The 15708-nt window shown below is 70.4% G+C and carries 12 protein-coding genes; 5 read left to right on the forward strand and 7 right to left on the reverse strand.

The window, feature by feature from the left end; all coding sequences use genetic code 11:
* Positions 1-4: 4 nt before the first annotated feature.
* Positions 5-1030: a 3-deoxy-7-phosphoheptulonate synthase gene (gene aroF, locus K8640_RS19555; protein ID WP_046715901.1), complete on the reverse strand. Its 1026-nt coding sequence runs from the start codon at positions 1028-1030 to the stop codon at positions 5-7.
* 174 nt (positions 1031-1204) lie between these two features.
* On the opposite strand from aroF, the gene K8640_RS19560 reads away from it, so the two are divergent.
* On the forward strand, positions 1205-2470 hold the full coding sequence (locus tag K8640_RS19560) for an NAD(P)/FAD-dependent oxidoreductase (protein ID WP_370640364.1): 1266 nt from the start codon (positions 1205-1207) through the stop codon (positions 2468-2470).
* A gap of 185 nt (positions 2471-2655) precedes the next feature.
* Here K8640_RS19560 and K8640_RS19565 read toward each other — a convergent pair whose 3' ends face one another.
* The 3 genes from K8640_RS19565 to K8640_RS19575 all read right to left on the reverse strand — a co-directional run bounded on the left by K8640_RS19565 (position 2656) and on the right by K8640_RS19575 (position 6655).
* Entirely contained in the window at positions 2656-3591 is a 936-nt protein-coding gene (locus tag K8640_RS19565; RefSeq protein ID WP_223748395.1) for a hypothetical protein, read from the reverse strand.
* Between the two features lie 146 nt (positions 3592-3737).
* The gene (gene htpG, locus K8640_RS19570) at positions 3738-5705 is read right to left on the reverse strand and encodes a molecular chaperone HtpG (RefSeq protein WP_223748396.1); all 1968 of its coding nucleotides are present in this window, start codon (positions 5703-5705) and stop codon (positions 3738-3740) included.
* A 149-nt stretch (positions 5706-5854) separates the two neighbouring features.
* Positions 5855-6655, reverse strand: a complete 801-nt coding sequence (locus K8640_RS19575) for a carbohydrate-binding protein (RefSeq protein WP_223748397.1) — start codon at positions 6653-6655, stop codon at positions 5855-5857.
* A 178-nt stretch (positions 6656-6833) separates the two neighbouring features.
* On the opposite strand from K8640_RS19575, the gene K8640_RS19580 reads away from it, so the two are divergent.
* The 4 genes from K8640_RS19580 (at position 6834) to K8640_RS19595 (ending at position 11041) form a co-directional block, all read left to right on the forward strand.
* The gene (locus tag K8640_RS19580; protein WP_223748398.1) at positions 6834-8558 is read left to right on the forward strand and encodes a dipeptidyl-peptidase 3 family protein; all 1725 of its coding nucleotides are present in this window, start codon (positions 6834-6836) and stop codon (positions 8556-8558) included.
* A gap of 79 nt (positions 8559-8637) precedes the next feature.
* Positions 8638-9414, forward strand: coding sequence for a fatty acid desaturase (locus K8640_RS19585; RefSeq protein ID WP_223748399.1), 777 nt, complete (start codon positions 8638-8640; stop codon positions 9412-9414).
* A gap of 6 nt (positions 9415-9420) precedes the next feature.
* The gene (msrP, locus tag K8640_RS19590; protein WP_223748400.1) at positions 9421-10410 is read left to right on the forward strand and encodes a protein-methionine-sulfoxide reductase catalytic subunit MsrP; all 990 of its coding nucleotides are present in this window, start codon (positions 9421-9423) and stop codon (positions 10408-10410) included.
* Between the two features lie 4 nt (positions 10411-10414).
* Positions 10415-11041, forward strand: a complete 627-nt coding sequence (locus tag K8640_RS19595; RefSeq protein ID WP_223748401.1) for a sulfite oxidase heme-binding subunit YedZ — start codon at positions 10415-10417, stop codon at positions 11039-11041.
* Positions 11042-11347: 306 nt separating this feature from the next.
* On the opposite strand, the gene K8640_RS19600 is transcribed toward K8640_RS19595, so the two are convergent.
* The 3 genes from K8640_RS19600 to K8640_RS19610 all read right to left on the reverse strand — a co-directional run bounded on the left by K8640_RS19600 (position 11348) and on the right by K8640_RS19610 (position 15688).
* Positions 11348-11830, reverse strand: coding sequence for a response regulator (locus K8640_RS19600; protein ID WP_046715893.1), 483 nt, complete (start codon positions 11828-11830; stop codon positions 11348-11350).
* Positions 11831-11972: 142 nt separating this feature from the next.
* On the reverse strand, positions 11973-13226 hold the full coding sequence (locus K8640_RS19605) for a hypothetical protein (RefSeq protein WP_223748402.1): 1254 nt from the start codon (positions 13224-13226) through the stop codon (positions 11973-11975).
* Positions 13223-15688, reverse strand: a complete 2466-nt coding sequence (locus tag K8640_RS19610; protein ID WP_223748550.1) for a TonB-dependent receptor domain-containing protein — start codon at positions 15686-15688, stop codon at positions 13223-13225. Before K8640_RS19610 ends, K8640_RS19605 begins: the two co-directional genes overlap by 4 nt.
* Positions 15689-15708: the final 20 nt, after the last annotated feature.

A 15708-nucleotide genomic window follows, 5' to 3' on the forward strand; every position in this document is an offset into this window, starting at 1 on the left:
CGCGCTATCCCAACCGCACGACTTCACGGCCCATGGCCTGTGCAATCGCCCGCACTTCGTTCATGGACTTGTCGAACTCGGAGAAGTCCAACGACTGGGCGCCGTCCGACTTCGCGCGCGGCGGGTCGGGGTGCACTTCCACGATGATGCCGTCGGCGCCCACCGCCACCGCCGCCCGCATCATCGCCGGCACCGCCTTGCGCACGCCGATGCCGTGCGAGGGGTCCACGAAGACAGGCAGGTGCGACAGCTGCTTGAGCATGGGCACGGCGTTCAGGTCCAACGTGTTGCGCGTCATCGTCTCGAACGTGCGGATGCCGCGCTCGCAGAGGATGACCTGGGTGTTGCCGCGCGCGACGATGTACTCGGCCGCCATCAACAGCTCCTTGATGGTCGCGCTCATGCCGCGCTTGAGCAGCACAGGCTTGCGCCGCTCGCCCACCGCCTCCAGCAGGCTGAAGTTCTGCATGTTGCGCGCGCCAATCTGGAGGATGTCCGTGGCGTCCGCCACCGCGTCCAGCGTCGCGGTGTCCTTCACCTCGGTGGTGACGAGCAGGCCCGTCTCCTGGCGCGCCTCGGCCAGCAGCGCGAGGCCGTCACCCTTGAGGCCCTGGAACTCGTAGGGGCTGGTGCGCGGCTTGAACGCGCCGCCGCGCAGCATGGTGGCGCCCGACTTCTTCACCGCGTGGGCGGTGGACAGAATCTGCTCGCGCGACTCCACCGAGCACGGCCCGGCGATGACGTGGAAGGACGCGCCGCCGATGGTGAGGTTGCCCACGCGCAGCTGCGTGTCGTCCGGCTTCACCTCACGGCTGACGAGCTTGAACGGCTGGGAGATGGAGACCGCGTCCGCGACGCCGGGCAGCACTCGGAAGGGTTCGGGCTCCACCGCGCCGGGGTTGCCGGTGATGCCGATGGCCGTGCGAGTGCCCCCTGGAATCGCGTGCGGTTGCCAGCCACGGCGGCGGATCTCGTCGTTCACACGCTCGATGTCCTGGGCCGTCGCGTCTGGTCGCATCACGATCAACATGGGGTAACCCGCCTTCTCTCCACTCAGGTGACGCCGGGAAGCCCGGCGTTTCGAGGCTCTTGCATGTGGCGCCTCGCCTCCCAGTTCTGCACAAGTGTTCGCTCCCGAGCAACCCGGACGACGGTACGGGTTGCGGCCCGCGCGCTCGCCGCACCAGCATGGAGGGGAGCCAGCGTGGATGTGGGAGAGCGCGTGTCGAACCCGGACGTCATCGTCGTGGGCGCGGGTCTCGCGGGGCTGGCGTGCGCGCGAGCGCTCGTCCAATCCCGCTTGAAAGTGGTGGTCCTGGAAGCCGGGGATGCTCCCGGTGGCCGCGTCCGCACGGATGCTCATGAGGGCTTCCTGCTGGACCGTGGGTTCCAGGTGTACCTGACGGCCTACCCGGAGGGGCGGAGGCTGCTCGACCTGGAGGCGCTGCGGCTGCGGCGCTTCATGCCGGGGGCGAAGGTGTGGCGACACGGGCGGCTGTGCACGGTGGCGGACCCGCTGCGTCAGCCGGTGACGGCGCTCTCGCACCTGCTCGACATGCCCGGGACGTTCGGCGACAAGCTGCGCGTGCTGGAGCTGCGGCAGCTGTCGCGCTCGGGCGAGGACGAGGACGTGTGGCTGCGTCCCCAGCGCACCTCGCGGCGCTACCTGGAGGAACTGGGCTTCACGGAGGAGATGGTGGAGGGCTTCCTGCGGCCCTTCCTCGCGGGCGTCTTCCTGGACCGCTCGCTGAACACGTCCAGTCGCTTCCTCGAGTTCGTCTTCCGGATGTTCGCCTCGGGCGAGGCCGGGGTGCCGGAGCAGGGGATGGGGGTGATTGCGGAGCAGCTCGCCGCGAAGCTGCCTCCTGTCGCGCTGCGCAGGCATGCACCCGTGGCCGATGTGTGGGGCCACCGGGTGCGACTGGAGGACGGGGAGATGCTGGGCGCGAAGGCGGTGGTGGTGGCCACGGACCCGCTGGCCGCGGCGCGGCTGCTCCCCGGGATGCCGGTGCCGATGATGAACGCGGTGACGTGTCTGTACTTCGCCGCGCCGGAGCCGCCGGTGGAGGGGCCGTGGCTGCTGCTCAATGGTGACGGGAAGGGCGTGGTGAACAACGTCGCGGTGATGAGCGAGGTGTCGCCCGCGTATGCGCCCCCGGGACAGGCGCTCGTGTCCGTGTCGGTGCTGGGCGTGCACTCGGATGAGGCCGCGTTGCGCGAGCAGGTGTGCGTGGAGCTGGCGGAGTGGTTCGGCGCCGCGGTGGCGGACTGGCGGCACCTGCGCACGTACTCGCTGCCGTTCGCGCTGCCGGCGCAGACGATGGCCGCGCTGGAGCCGCCGCATCGGCCGGTGCGACTGTCACCGGGGCTCTACGTGTGTGGTGACCACCGGGACAGCGCGTCCATCCATGGCGCGCTCGGCTCGGGGCGGCGCGCGGCGGAGGCGGTGCTGCTCGACATGGGGTTGTGATGGGGTGGGCTCGCGCGGCGAAGCATCCCTGCGCGATGCGCCGCGAATGGTGCGAGTGAACGCGAAGGTGCCGCGCGGAGAGCACACCATGGAGGCGCGCCCGGCTCTCCAGCGCATGAAGCCACCGTCGGTTGTGAAGCAAGCCGCCGCGCACGTCAGCCGCGCGCGGCGTCACGGACCTCGCTTCAGCGAGCGCCCTTCTTGCCCTTGCGCTTCGTCGCCGCGCGAGCGGTCTTGGTCTTCGCCTTGGCCGCCTTGGGCTTGCCGGACGTGGAGCGCTTCGCGCTGACCGCGGTGCCCCGGCGCTTGCCACCGGTCCGCTTGCTCGTCGCGGTGGGACGCCGACGCTTCGCGGCCTCCTCCGTGCGCTCCGTCCGGGCCACCTTGGCGGCCTGCTTCCCACGCGCCTTGCCGCCCGCGGCCTTCTTCGCCCGCGCGGTGCCAGCCTTGCGCGCGCCCTTGCGACGCGCACCCTTGCGTCCGCCGCTCGTGGCCTCGGTGGCCTCCGTCGCGGGGGCCTCGCTCACCACGGGCGCGGGCGCCACCTCGACCGCGCTCACCACCACCTCGGCCTGCACGGGCGCCGCGCTGATGACGGGCGCTGCCGCGCGGGCCCTCCGAGTCACGCTCCGACGAGGACCGGGAGTCGCCACGCGCCGGGCCCGCGCCGACGCGCCCAGGAGGCTCTGCGCCTCACCGGCCTCGTCCGCCCACTGCAGCGGGAAGTCGTCCGCGGTGAGCGGGCCCGAGGCGAGCAGCAGCGGCGCCGCCAGCTCGTCCGCGCCCGAGGCCACGGCGGCCATCGCGGTGACCAGGCTCAGCGTCGTGGGCGTCGCCCCACCCAACGGATAGAGCGCCACCGAGCCCATGTCGTTCCAGCCGACGACCAGGTAGCGGAAGGACTCCGGGTAGCGCGCGCGCAGCGTGCTCAGCACCAGCACGAAGGCATTGAAGCCACCGTCGTCGAAGCGCACCAGCCACTGGTTGCCGAGCGGCTGACGCACGCGACGGTGGGGCTTGCTGAGCTCCGCGCGGACCACTCCCTGGATGGCGGAGCGGACAGAGGCGTCCGCCGTCGGGAGGATGTCGCAAGTGAAGACGGCGAAGGAGGTCTGGGACATCCAGCCATCATTCCCTATCGCTCACAAGGCTGTCTAATTGTGCGCCGGCGAATCGCGCGAAAGGCGGCGAAAGGCCCCTCCCGCGCCCGGTGCACGAGGACCTCCACCCCTCGCGAGTGGAGGCCCTTTCACCCCAGTACCGTGCCCTAGCTCGCGGCCTGCGCCGGGGCCTCCGGCTTCGGCGCGTCGGACACCGGCGCCTTCACCGCCTGCCCCGCCACCTGCGTGAGCAGCGTCGTCAGCCGGCGCGCGAAGCGGTTCGGGTCGGAGATGGTGCTGCCCTCGGTGAGCAGCGCCTGGTCATGCAAGAGCTCAATCCACTCGGCCACCTGCGCCTGGGCCGGGTCCTGGGCGTGGAGCGTCTTCAGGTGCTCGATGACCGGATGCTTGGGATTGACCTCGAGGATGCGCTTCACCCTCGGCATTCCCTTACCCCGCTGCTGCAGCAGCCGCTCCAGGTACGCGGGCGAGCCGCCCTCGGGGACGACCAGGCACACCGGCGAGTCCGTGAGCCGGTCCGACACGCGCACCTCGCGCACCGAGTCCTGCAGCACGTCCTTCATCCGCGACGTGAGCCCCTTGAGCCCCTCGCTCTTCTCCTCGTGCTCCTTCTTCTGCTCGTCCGTGGACTGCAGCTTCAGGTCCGCCTGGAGCGCGGACACCAGCGGCTTGCCCTGGAACTCGCGCAGGCCCTGCGCCGCCCACTCGTCCACCGGGTCCGTCATGAAGAGGACCTCGTAGCCGCGCTGCTTGAGCGCCTCCAGGTGCGGGCTGTCCTCCACCGCCTTCCGGGACTCGCCGTAGATGTAATAGAGCGCCTCCTGGCCCTCCTTCATCCGCGACACGTAGTCCGCCAGGGACGTGAGCCCCTCGTCGCGCGAGCTCTCGTAGCGCAAGAGGCCGCCCACCTTGTCCTTGTGCTCGGCCTCGGTGGCCAGCGCCTCCTTGAGCACCGTGCCGAAGGCCTTCCAGAACGTCGTGTAGTCCTCGGGCTTGTCCTTGGCGAGCTTCTCGAGCAGGTCCAGCGACTTCTTCACCACGTGCTTGCGGATGGCGCGCACCACCTGCGAGTCCTGCAGCAGCTCGCGCGACACGTTGAGCGGCAGGTCATCCGAGTCGATGACGCCGCGCACGAAGCGCAGCCACTGCGGCACCAGCTCCTCGCAGCGGTCCATGATGAACACGCGCTTGACGAACAGCCGCACCCCGCGCTGCTGCTGCGCGTTCAGGTCGAACGGCGGGTTCTTCGGCAGGAAGAGCAGCCCGGTGAACTGCTGGTTGCCGTCCGCCTTGAAGTGCGTCCACGCGAGCGGCTTCTCCCAGTCGTGCGTCAGGTGCTTGTAGAACTCCTGGTACTGCTCGTCGGTGATGTCCGACCTGGCGCGCTGCCACAGGGCGCTCGCCTTGTTCACCACCTCCAGCGAACTCTCCGTCTTCGCGTCGTCCCCCGTGCCCGTCGTCTTGGTCACCTGGAGCTTGATGGGGTGGCCGACGTAGTCGGAGTACTGCGTAATCAGCGAGCGCACGCGCCACTCGTCCAGGAACTCCTTCTGGTCCTCCTTGAGGTGGAGGATGACGGAGGTGCCCCGGGCCGCGCGCTCGGCGGGCTCCACGGTGAAGGTGCCGTGCGCCTCGGACGTCCACTTCCACGCCTGGCTGTCCTTGCCGGCGGCGCGGCTGACGACCTCCACGCGGTCGGCGACGAGGTACGCGCTGTAGAAGCCCACGCCGAACTGGCCGATGAGCTGCATGTCCTTCTGGCCGCGCTGGGTCATCGCCTGGATGAACTCGCGCGAACCGGAGTGGGCGATGGTGCCCAGGTTCTTCACCAGCTCGTCGTGCGACATGCCGACGCCGGTGTCCTCGATGGTGAGGGTGTTCTTCTGGGCGTCAGGGATGATGCGCAGCTCCAGCTCCGGCGCGTCCGCGAGCAGCTCCGGCTCCGTAATCGCGCGGAAGCGCAGCCTGTCGAGCGCGTCCGAGGCGTTGGAGACCAGCTCCCGGAGGAAGATCTCCTTGTGGCTGTAGAGCGAGTTGATGACCAGGCTGAGGAGCTGGTTGATCTCCGCCTGGAAGGCGTGGGTTTCCCGCTGGGGGGAAGCGTCGACGGTCATGGGTTCAAGGCCTCCGGGGCGCCCCGTGTGGGCGCGAAGCGTCGTCTCCCCATAACCATGCAAACCGGCCTGTCGAGGGCCGTCGCCCGAATGCCCCCCGGCGGGCCCGGCGCTGGACGGCCAGGCCCCCGGGTCGGCCCTCGGGAGGGCTAGAGGGGAGGGTAGATGGGCGGGTAGTTGTAGCCGAAGTTGTTGTCCCAGTACGTCTGCCCGTTCACCTCGTACCGGATGTAGTACAGCGGCGTGCCGGACACGGCCGGGATGCGCGCCTGCCAGCGCTCCACGCCGTACGCGTTGGGGCTGGAGATGTACGCGTAGCCCACCGAGTAGCCGGGGACGAAGGACGCGGCGACCTCGTGGGACGTGGCCCAGTTGTCCGTCGTGTACACCACCGTGACGCTCTTGGTGTAGGCGAGGTTCTTCACGTCGATGCCGATGTCCACCTCACCCGTGGGCTGCCAGTAGCTGCTGCCCACCAGCACGTTGGCTCGCGGGAGCAGCGGCCCGTTGGTGCGCACCAACTGGTAGTTGGCCCCGCCGTTGTTGTCCCAGTACGTCTGGCCATTCACCGTGTACTTCGCCACGAACTCCAGATCGCGCGTGGGCTGCGGGGACGTGCCCCAGCTCTGGTACTGCCGCGTCACCTTCCACAGCTCGTGGCCCGTGCCCGCGTCGCCCGCGTAGCTGGCCTCCAAATCGAGCCACGTCCCATCCGGCTGCTTGTCGTGGATGGCGACCTGCTTCTCGTAGGCCAGGTTCTTCACCACCAGGAGGTAGGTGACGTCCTGCCACGTCTGCCCATAGCGGCTGCTCACCGTGCTCACCGCCTTGAGCAGGCGCACCTCGTCCGCCGCCAGCGCGGAGGAGGAGAACAGCCCCACGCACAGGGCCACCAGCAGCCCCGGCAGCGCGCCCCGGCGGGCCAAGGGGTCGGTTCGAGTCGTCGTCATGAGAAGTCCTCGCGTGCCCGGGTTGAAGGGCACCTGGGTTGCCCGGGAAATCCAGGCTTGCGCATGTTGTCAGCCGGCTCCGACGCGCGCCGCCAAACCGTCCTGGCTGGAATGTTCCGATGCGTACAGGAGCACGGGAGCGCTGGGAGGGGGCGCGACGTTGGGGTAGGGAAGGGCCATGAACCGAACCCTCCTGTCCGTGCTCGGTGCGGCGATGCTGTCCGGCTCCGCCCTCGCCGCCGAGCACGCCGCCGCCCCCGTCGCCCTGCCCGACGCCGCCGAATTGCAGCGCCTCACCGCGCGCTTCGCCCCGGTGGAGCTGAAGGTGGACTTGAAGGCGCTGCCCGCCAACGAGCGGCAGGCGCTCGCGCGCATCGTCCAGGCCTCGCAGTTGATGGACGCGCTCTTCCTGCGCCAGCGCTGGGCGGGCAGCGAGACGGTGCTGCTGGGGCTCACGCGGGACGACTCGCCGCTGGGCCGCGCGCGTCTGCACGCGTTCGTGTTGGACAAGGGCCCGTGGAACAGCCTGGACGAGGGGCGGCCGTTCCTGCCGGGTGTGCCCGCGAAGCCGGAGGCCGGCAACTTCTATCCGGCTGGCGCCACCAAGGAGCAGGTGGAGGCGTGGGTGAAGTCGCTGCCGGAGGCCCAGCAGAAGGAGGCCACGGGCTTCTACACCACCATCCGCCGGGGCACCGACGGCAAGTTCGTCTCCGTGCCGTACAGCATCGAGTACCAGGGGGAGCTGGCCGAGGCCGCGCGCCTGTTCCGCGAGGCCGCGCAGCTGACCAAGCAGCCCACGCTCAAGGCGTTCCTGGAGTCGCGCGCGGACGCGTTCGGCTCGAACGACTACTACGCGAGCGAAGTCGCGTGGATGAAGCTGGACGCGAGCATCGAGCCCACCGTGGGGCCCTACGAGGTCTACGAGGACGGCTGGTTCAACTACAAGGCCGCGTTCGAGGCCTTCGTCGGCCTGCGCGACGACGCGGAGACGCAGAAGCTCGCGAAGTTCAGCGACCACCTGCAGGACCTGGAGAACCACCTGCCCATCGACGCGAAGCTGCGCAACCCGAAGCTGGGCGCGCTGGCCCCCATCCGCGTCGTCAACAGCCTGTTCTCCGCCGGTGACGCCAACCGGGGCGTGCAGACGGCCGCGTACAACCTGCCCAACGACGAGCGCGTCACGGAGGCCATGGGCTCCAAGCGCGTGATGCTCAAGAACGTTCAGGAGGCCAAGTTCCAGCGCGTGCTGGTGCCCATCGCCAAGGTGGCGCTGTCCGCCAAGGACCAGCAGGACGTGGCCTTCGACGCCTTCTTCACGCACATCCTGATGCACGAGCTGATGCACGGGCTGGGGCCGCACAACATCACCGTGGGCGGCAAGGCGACGACGGTGCGCCAGGCGCTCCAGGTGTCCTCCAGCGCGCTCGAGGAGGCCAAGGCGGACATCTCCGGCCTGTGGGCGCTGCAGCGGCTGATGGACACGGGCGTCATCGACAAGGCGATGGGCCGCACCATGTACACGACGTTCCTGGCCTCCGCGTTCCGCTCCATCCGCTTCGGCATCGACGAGGCGCACGGCAAGGGCGTGGCCCTGCAGCTCAACCACTTCCTGGACACCGGCGCGGTGAAGGTCGCCCCCGACGGCACCTTCTCCGTGGTGCCGGAGACGATGAAGAAGTCCGTCACCTCGCTGACGAAGCAGCTGATGGAGATTCAGGCCAAGGGTGACCGCAAGGCGGCCGAGGCGCTCCTGGCGAAGATGGGCGTGATTCGTCCGCCGGTGCGCAAGGTGCTCGAGCGGCTCAAGGACGTGCCGGTGGACATCGAGCCGCGCTACGTCACCGCGGAGGAGCTGGTGCGCGAGGCCTCCGCCCCCGCGGCCGACGCCGGCGTGCGGAAGTAGCCACGGCCGACGGCCCGCTCGCCGCGCCGGGGTGCTTTCCCGTGCGCGGCGGCGCCGTCATCCCCATGAGTCAGGTGAGATGGAGACCTCGGCCCGTCATCGCGCACCGCCGCTCGGCCCCTGGGGCGTCGTCATCGCGCTCGTCATCATCGGCGCGTGGGGCGCGCACCTGACGTGGATGCTGATGTCCCCGGGGTGGCTGCCCCTGGACTCGCCCCTCACGTGGATGCACGTCGCCTTCCAGGCGTGGCTGTGCACGGGGCTGTTCATCACCGGCCATGACGCCATGCACGGCACGGTGGCCCGCCAGGGCTGGGTGAACGAGGCGGTGGGGACGCTCGCCTGCTTCCTGTTCGCGGGGCTGTCCTACCGGCGACTGGTGCTCAACCACCATGCGCACCACCAGCACCCCACGGGCGACGACGACCCGGACTTCTCCACCCGCACCCAGTCCTTCTGGCCGTGGCTGGGGACGTTCATGGTTCGTTACACCACGCTGCCGCAGCTAGGGGTGATGGCGGCCAAGTTCAACGTCCTCGTCTTCCTGGGCGTGTCCCAGCCGCGCGTGCTGGTGTTCTGGGTGGTGCCGGCCGTGCTGGGGACGTTGCAGCTCTTCTACTTCGGCACCTACCTGCCGCACCGGCGCCCGGACACGCCGGACATGGCGCCGCACCACGCGCGCACGCTGCCGCGCAACCACGCGTGGGCCATGCTGTCCTGCTACTTCTTCGGCTACCACTGGGAGCACCACCAGTCCCCCGGCACGCCCTGGTGGCGACTGTGGCGCGTCAAGGATGCTCGCGCCGTGCCGCAGCGGGCGGGCGATGTAACGGCCGGGGACGCTGGGCCGTTATAAAGGGTCATGAGCGACAAGCCGCCCGTGGAGCCGCCCGGCTCCGAAATCACCTCCGAACGGCTCTACCTGCGCCGCCGGGACTTCCTGCGCAACGCGGGCCTGTTCACGGGCACGGCCGCCGCCGTGGCGGGGGGCCTGTACCTGCTCACCCGCAAGCAGCGCCGCTTCATGGACGCGTATGTCCCGGACGCGGGCGCCGTCACCGGGCCCGTGGTGAAGGCGAAGGGCGCGTTCGACACGGACGAGCCGCGCACCCCGTACGAGGACGTCACCACGTACAACAACTTCTACGAGCTGGGCCTGGACAAGAACGACCCGGCCCGGCTCGCGCACTCCTTGAAGCCCCGGCCGTGGACCGTCACCGTGGACGGGGAGGTGCACGAGCCGAAGACGGTGGACATCGACCAGCTGTTGTCCTGGTTCACCATGGAGGAGCGCGTCTACCGGATGCGCTGCGTGGAGGCCTGGTCCATGGTGATTCCGTGGCTGGGCTTTCCGCTGGCCGCGCTGCTCTCCCGGGTGAAGCCCACCAGCCACGCGCGCTACGTGACGTTCACCACGCTGATGGACCCGGAGCAGCTGCCCGGACAGAAGCGGCCGGTGCTGGACTGGCCCTACCTGGAGGGGCTGCGGCTGGACGAGGCGATGCATCCGCTGACGTTCATGGCCATGGGGTTGTACGGCAAGCAGCTGCCGGCGCAGAACGGCGCGCCGCTGCGGCTGGTGGTGCCGTGGAAGTATGGGTTCAAGGGGGGCAAGTCCATCGTGCGCATCTCGCTCACGCGCACCATGCCGATGACCACCTGGAACATGGCGGCGCCGCACGAGTATGGCTTCTACGCCAACGTGAACCCCGCGGTGTCCCATCCGCGCTGGAGCCAGGCCTCCGAGCGGCGCATCGGCGACTTCGAGCGCCGGCCCACGCTGCCCTTCAACGGCTACGGCGAGCAGGTGGCGCACCTCTACGCGGGCATGGACCTGCGCGAGAACTTCTGACGCCATGGCCTCGTCTCCCCATCCGTGGCTGAACCCCGCGCTCACCGTGGGCGGGCTGCTGCCCCTGGCGCTCCTGGCCGTGCAGGGGCCGCTGGGACAACTGGGCCCCAACGCCATCGAGGCGGCGCTCAACCAGACGGGGCTGCTCGCGCTGGTGATGTTGCTGGCGTCGCTGGCGTGTACGCCCGTGCGGCTGCTCACGCGGTGGACGTGGCCCGCGCGCGTGCGCCGCACGCTGGGGCTTTTGGCCTTCACGTACGCGTGCGCGCACCTGCTCACCTACGCGGTGCTGGACCAGGGGCTGGCGTGGCGGGCGCTGGGGGAGGACGTGGTGAAGCGGCCCTTCATCACCGTGGGCTTCACCGCGTGGGTGCTGCTGGTGCCGCTGGCCGTCACGTCCACGAACCGCTGGGTGAGGAGGCTCGGCTTCCCGCGCTGGCAGCGCTTGCACCGGCTGGCCTACGTGGCCGCGGTGCTGGGCGTGGTGCACTTCGTGTGGCGGGTGAAGCAGGACGTCACCGAGCCGCTCATCTACGGCGCGGTGCTCGCGCTGCTCTTCGCGGTGCGCGTGGGTGAGGCGATGCGAAAACGCCGGGCCCGCGCCGCTGCGGCGGCCCGTAACCCGGCGTGAGGTGAGGGCGGCTCGCCCGTCGTGCTGCTCGCGAGGCCTCGGGAGAAGGCGTCCACCCGCCGAGGGACTCGCGCTGCTCCAGCGTGCCGGAGCCTGAGGTGAGGGCGGCTCGCCCGTCGTGCTGCTCGCGAGGCCTCTGGAGGAAGGCGTCCACCCGCCGAGGGACTCGCGCTGCTCCAGCGTCCCGGAACCTGACGTGAGGGCGGCTCGCCTGTCGTGCTGCTCGCGAGACCTCGCGAGGACGGTACCTGCTCGCCGAGGGAGTCGTTCTGCTCCCGCGGACCTGCCCCTGGCGTGAGGACGGGGCTACTTGCGCGGCAGCGGGAGGATGGTGTCCACCAGCGTCATGAGCTGTGCGCAGCTCACCGGCTTGCGGACGAAGGCGCTGATGCCGGCCTTCTGACCCAGCGCGCGCACCTCGGCGACGTTCGGGTCACCCGTCATCATCAGGATGGGGACCTTGGCCAGCCGGGGGTTGGCGTTGGCGCGAATCTGCGCCGCGAAGTCGGCGCCGTTCATCCCGTCCATGTGGAAGTCGGTGAGGATGAGGTCGATGCCCTCCGCCTCGGCGACCTTCAGTCCCTCTTCGGCGGACTCCGCCTCCAGGAACTCGAAGTTGCGCGCCATGAGGTAGATCTTCAGCAGCGTCCGGATGGAGCGGCTGTCGTCCACCAGCAGCACGCGCTGCGGCGCGCCGCCCGTCGCGGTCCGGCTTCCACCAGGGCGCGCCGGGTCCGTCGTGGTGCGGTTGGGAACGGGCTCTGGGGAGGGAAGGGTACCGGCCTTCATCGGATCACGACCTCAGGTGGGGCTGTCCCCCTGCAGACCCAAGCATGTTGACGGAAGGACATGGCGAAGTCAAAGCACCGTCCTTCCTCTCTTTTTTCCCGATGTGGGGCGCCGCACACCCTTACGCGCCACGAGGTGGGGCTCAGGGGACCTCAAGCACGAAGGCCTGACTTTCGACGCCCGGAATCCCGATGCTCGCCGCCAGCGGCGGGGCGAGCTCGTTGGGGACCCGCCACGTCTGCCCCGTGGATTGGATCAGCACCACGGAGTAGCGACCCTTCGGCAGCCCGTCCAGACGGGCCGGGGCGGCCGCGTCGCTGGCATCCAGGGCGATGGGCTGCACGGCCACCTGGAGCTCCGCCAGGGGGACGGGCGTCATCCGGGGCTGACCGTTCTCATCCGTCAGCGCCGCGATGATGGGGTCCATCACCAGCCCCGCCGCGAGCACCACCAGGTCCGGCCTGCCGTCACGGGTGCCGTCGGCGCGCAGGTAGTCGATGCCGTCCGCGTCGAGGACGCTGTCGCGGTCCTTGTCGTTGTCCTCGAGCAGGCCCGGCTCATCCGCCAGCTTGCGCACCACGACGCGCGGCCAGACATCCGGCACCCCGTCGCGGTTGGCGTCGTCCGGCACGCCGTCGCGGTTGGCGTCCACGTAGCTGACGAGGAAGGCCTTGGGCCGCTGCGTCACCGGGCTGGCCTCCACCACCTGCGGCGTCAGCCGCAGCACCTTCATGGGCCCGCCCGCCGCCAGGGTGTTGTCTCCGCCGCCGGCGACGGTGACCTGGAAGGCGGGCCGGTCCACCGGCACCTGCGCGGTGGCCTGCGAGAAGCTCACCGTGACGTTGGTGAGCGGCTGCGGATGGCCCTCCTCGTCCTTGGTGACCTCCAGGACCAGCGGCTGGCCGTTGGTCAGGTCCACCGCGGCGCCGCCGATGTCGCCCGTGTTGGGCTCGCTGGTGACGCCGTACCAGGGGTTGAAGTCGGGGACGTGGCAGGGCGTGACGCCCGTCGCGCAGGTGTCCACGTCGATGAAGCCGCGCAGCATGTACTTGCCCGCGCCCACCAGGCTGAACGCGAAGGGCGCGGTGAAGGGGCCGGGCGAGTGGGTGCCGAGCGCCGGGCCGAACAGCTGCGCCGCGGGGATGACGGTGAAGGCCACCGGACGACCGCTGCCCTGGGGCGGCGGCAGCGGGCGCTTCTCCACGTCGTAGAGGAACACCACCGCGTTGCCCCGGAGGGCCGACTGCACGACGAGGCTGCCCTCGATGCGGGCGGTGTGCAGGGCCTGCTGGCCGTCCGCCGTGGGGACCACGGACGGGGACTCACAGCCCAGCACGAGCAGGGACGAGGCGAGCGCGACGAGCGCGGAGTGCTTGAACGAGGAGGTGCGGCTCATGGAGTCACCGTCAGCGTCGCGTAGACGCGCCGCTCGATGCGGTTGCCGAAGGGGTGTTGGGAGTGCGCGGCGCCCAGCTGGCTGCCGATGAGCGCCACGTCCACCAGGTTCTTCACCGCCGTGTAGCCCACGCGCGCGTTGATGATGGTGTGGGCGCCCAGCGGGTTGGAGGCCAGCTCGATGCGGGTCGGGTCCGCCGCCGCGGGCTCGCGCTCAATCCAGGTCGTGGACGAGGTGTAGGCCAGGTCCACGCCGAACTCGAGGTCCGCCTGGGTGCGGTAGGTGACGCCGCCGTACAGCTTGAGCTGCGGCACCTGGCTGCACGGGCCGCACTCCGCCTTGTCCTCCAGGTCCGAGGAGACCGTCTGGAAGGCGGCGCTCGCCTTGAGGCCCAGGCCGTCGATGAGGGCCAGCGTGAGGCCTGCTTCCGCGCCGCGCGCGGTGTAGATGGAGTCCTCGTTGACGAAGCGCGAGCGGCCGATGAGGTAGTTGCCCGTGGCCGCGTCGTAGGACTCGCCCACCGGCAGCCGCTCGAAGTTGGACAGGCCGATGAGGTCCTTCACCCGGTTCTGGTACAGGGCCACGTCCCAGTCCATGCCCAGCTCCGCGGACTCGCCGCGCCAGCCCAGCTCGAAGGCGGTGAGGCGCTCGGGGCGCAAGGCCGTGTTGCCCGTCGTCAGCGCGCTGGCGCCGTTGACGCCCTGCACGGGGACCAGCAGCCGCGTGTAGCTCTCCAGGAACGTGGGCTCGCGGAAGGCGGACGCCGCGCTGATGCGGAACGCGTGGCCCTCCACGGGCATGAACAGCGCGGACACGCGAGGCGAGTGCGCCAGGCCCGGCGAGCCCCCGTCGAGCAGCGGGTGGCGGTCCACGCGGTAGCTGGCGATGAGGCGCAGCGGGTCCGCCAGCCGCCACTCGTCCTGCACGAAGGCGGCGGCGTGGACCTCCTCACGCAAGGGGCCCAGGTAGTCCCAGCCCACGCGCTTGAGGCGGCCCTCCACGCCGACGTTGAGCTGGTGCTCGCCGCCCAGGTGGAAGGCGCGCGCGAAGAGCAGCTCCGCGTTGAACAGGTTGGAGCTGACCTCCGTGCCCAGCGAGCGCTGACCGATGGGCTCGTACTGGGGACCGGCGCTGCCGGAGATGTGGTTCCAGAACGTCTTGAGCTTCAGCGGCCCCAGCTCCACGTCGCCCTTGGCGTACGCGTTGAGGCCGTCCATGAAGTAGTTGCGCAGAAGGCCCAGCGGGTAGATTTCCGTCGCGTAGCGGTGCACGCCGCCGGACAGGCCCACCGTGCGGCCCTCCGCGAAGCTGTACACCGTGGACAGCGTGGCCCGGGCCCCGCGCATGCCGATGTCCGGGTCCGGGTCCCTGAGCACGATGTCCGGCCGGTCGCTGGCGTAGTCGCGGCTCCACTTGTCCGCCTGCGAGTACGCCACCGACGCGCGGTAGCGCAGCGCCCCGGAGCTGCCGTGGCTCAGGAACGAGCCCGCCACGCTGTGGCCGGTGCCGCCCGTCACGGTGAAGCGCGCGCGGGGGCCGGAGCCGGGGGCCTGGGTGATGATGTTGATGACGCCCAACATGGCGTTGGCGCCGTAGAGCGCGCTGCCCGGGCCGCGGATGACCTCGATGCGCTCGATTTCATCCAGGCCGATGGGGATGGACGACCAGAGCGTCAGGCCGAGGAAGTCCTGGTACTCGGTGCGGCCGTCGACGAGCACGAGCACCTTGTTGGCGATGCGCTGGTTGAAGCCGCGCATGGACACGTTGGCGCTGCCGATGCCCAGCGACATCACGTCCGCGCCCGGCACGCGCCGCAAGAGCTCCGGCAGGCTGGTGGCGCCCGACAGGCGGATGTCCTCCGCGGTGATGACGGTGGTGGCGTTGGGCGCCTCCAGCGAGGACTGGGCGCGCCGGCTGGCCGTCACCACGCGCTCCTCGTAGGGCACCGCGCCGTCGTCGCCCGTGGCCGCCTCGGACACGCCGGGCAGCACGGAGGGCACGTACGTGGAGGGCGCGGGCGTCGCGGGGCCCGAGGGCATGGACTCCGCGCGCTCGATGGCCTTCTCCAGCCGCTCCAGGAGCCCCGCCAGCTGCTGCTGGGACTGGACGCTCGCGGGGGGCGGCGGCATGGGCAGCGCGGAGGTGTCCGTCGCGGCGGCCTCCGCCTCGCGCTGCTTCGCCTCCAGCGCCGCGACGGTGGTCTCCACCGTGGCCGCGTCGGGCGGGTTGCTCGCCAGGTAGCGCCGGTAGGTCTCCAGCGCCTCCGCGGAGCGGCCCGCGTCCTGGTACGCGCGCGCGATGTTGAAGAGGACGTTGGGGTGCGGCTTGATGGCGTACGCCTGCTCCAGCTCGGCGATGCCCTGGTCGTACTCCTTCCGGGCGATGAGGCTCATGCCGGTGCGGAAGTGACGACGGGCTTCCAGGCGTGCGTCCGCCAGGGCCTGCGACGCGCAAAGACACAGCGCCACGAGGCCCACTCGAC

It is taken from the genome of Myxococcus sp. XM-1-1-1, from assembly GCF_020037095.1.
Taxonomy (GTDB): Bacteria; Myxococcota; Myxococcia; order Myxococcales; family Myxococcaceae; genus Myxococcus; species Myxococcus fulvus.

Excerpts from the sequence above, each read along its gene's own strand:
- K8640_RS19585 (WP_223748399.1), top strand. The coding sequence starts at position 8,638 with ATGGAGACCTCGGCCCGTCATCGCGCACCGCCGCTCGGCCCCTGGGGC.
- K8640_RS19605 (WP_223748402.1), bottom strand. The coding sequence starts at position 13,226 with ATGAGCCGCACCTCCTCGTTCAAGCACTCCGCGCTCGTCGCGCTCGCC.
- K8640_RS19595 (WP_223748401.1), top strand. The coding sequence starts at position 10,415 with ATGGCCTCGTCTCCCCATCCGTGGCTGAACCCCGCGCTCACCGTGGGC.
- K8640_RS19575 (WP_223748397.1), bottom strand. The coding sequence starts at position 6,655 with ATGACGACGACTCGAACCGACCCCTTGGCCCGCCGGGGCGCGCTGCCG.
- K8640_RS19600 (WP_046715893.1), bottom strand. The coding sequence starts at position 11,830 with ATGAAGGCCGGTACCCTTCCCTCCCCAGAGCCCGTTCCCAACCGCACC.
- msrP (WP_223748400.1), top strand. The coding sequence starts at position 9,421 with ATGAGCGACAAGCCGCCCGTGGAGCCGCCCGGCTCCGAAATCACCTCC.
- K8640_RS19565 (WP_223748395.1), bottom strand. The coding sequence starts at position 3,591 with ATGTCCCAGACCTCCTTCGCCGTCTTCACTTGCGACATCCTCCCGACG.
- htpG (WP_223748396.1), bottom strand. The coding sequence starts at position 5,705 with ATGACCGTCGACGCTTCCCCCCAGCGGGAAACCCACGCCTTCCAGGCG.
- aroF (WP_046715901.1), bottom strand. The coding sequence starts at position 1,030 with ATGTTGATCGTGATGCGACCAGACGCGACGGCCCAGGACATCGAGCGT.
- K8640_RS19580 (WP_223748398.1), top strand. The coding sequence starts at position 6,834 with ATGAACCGAACCCTCCTGTCCGTGCTCGGTGCGGCGATGCTGTCCGGC.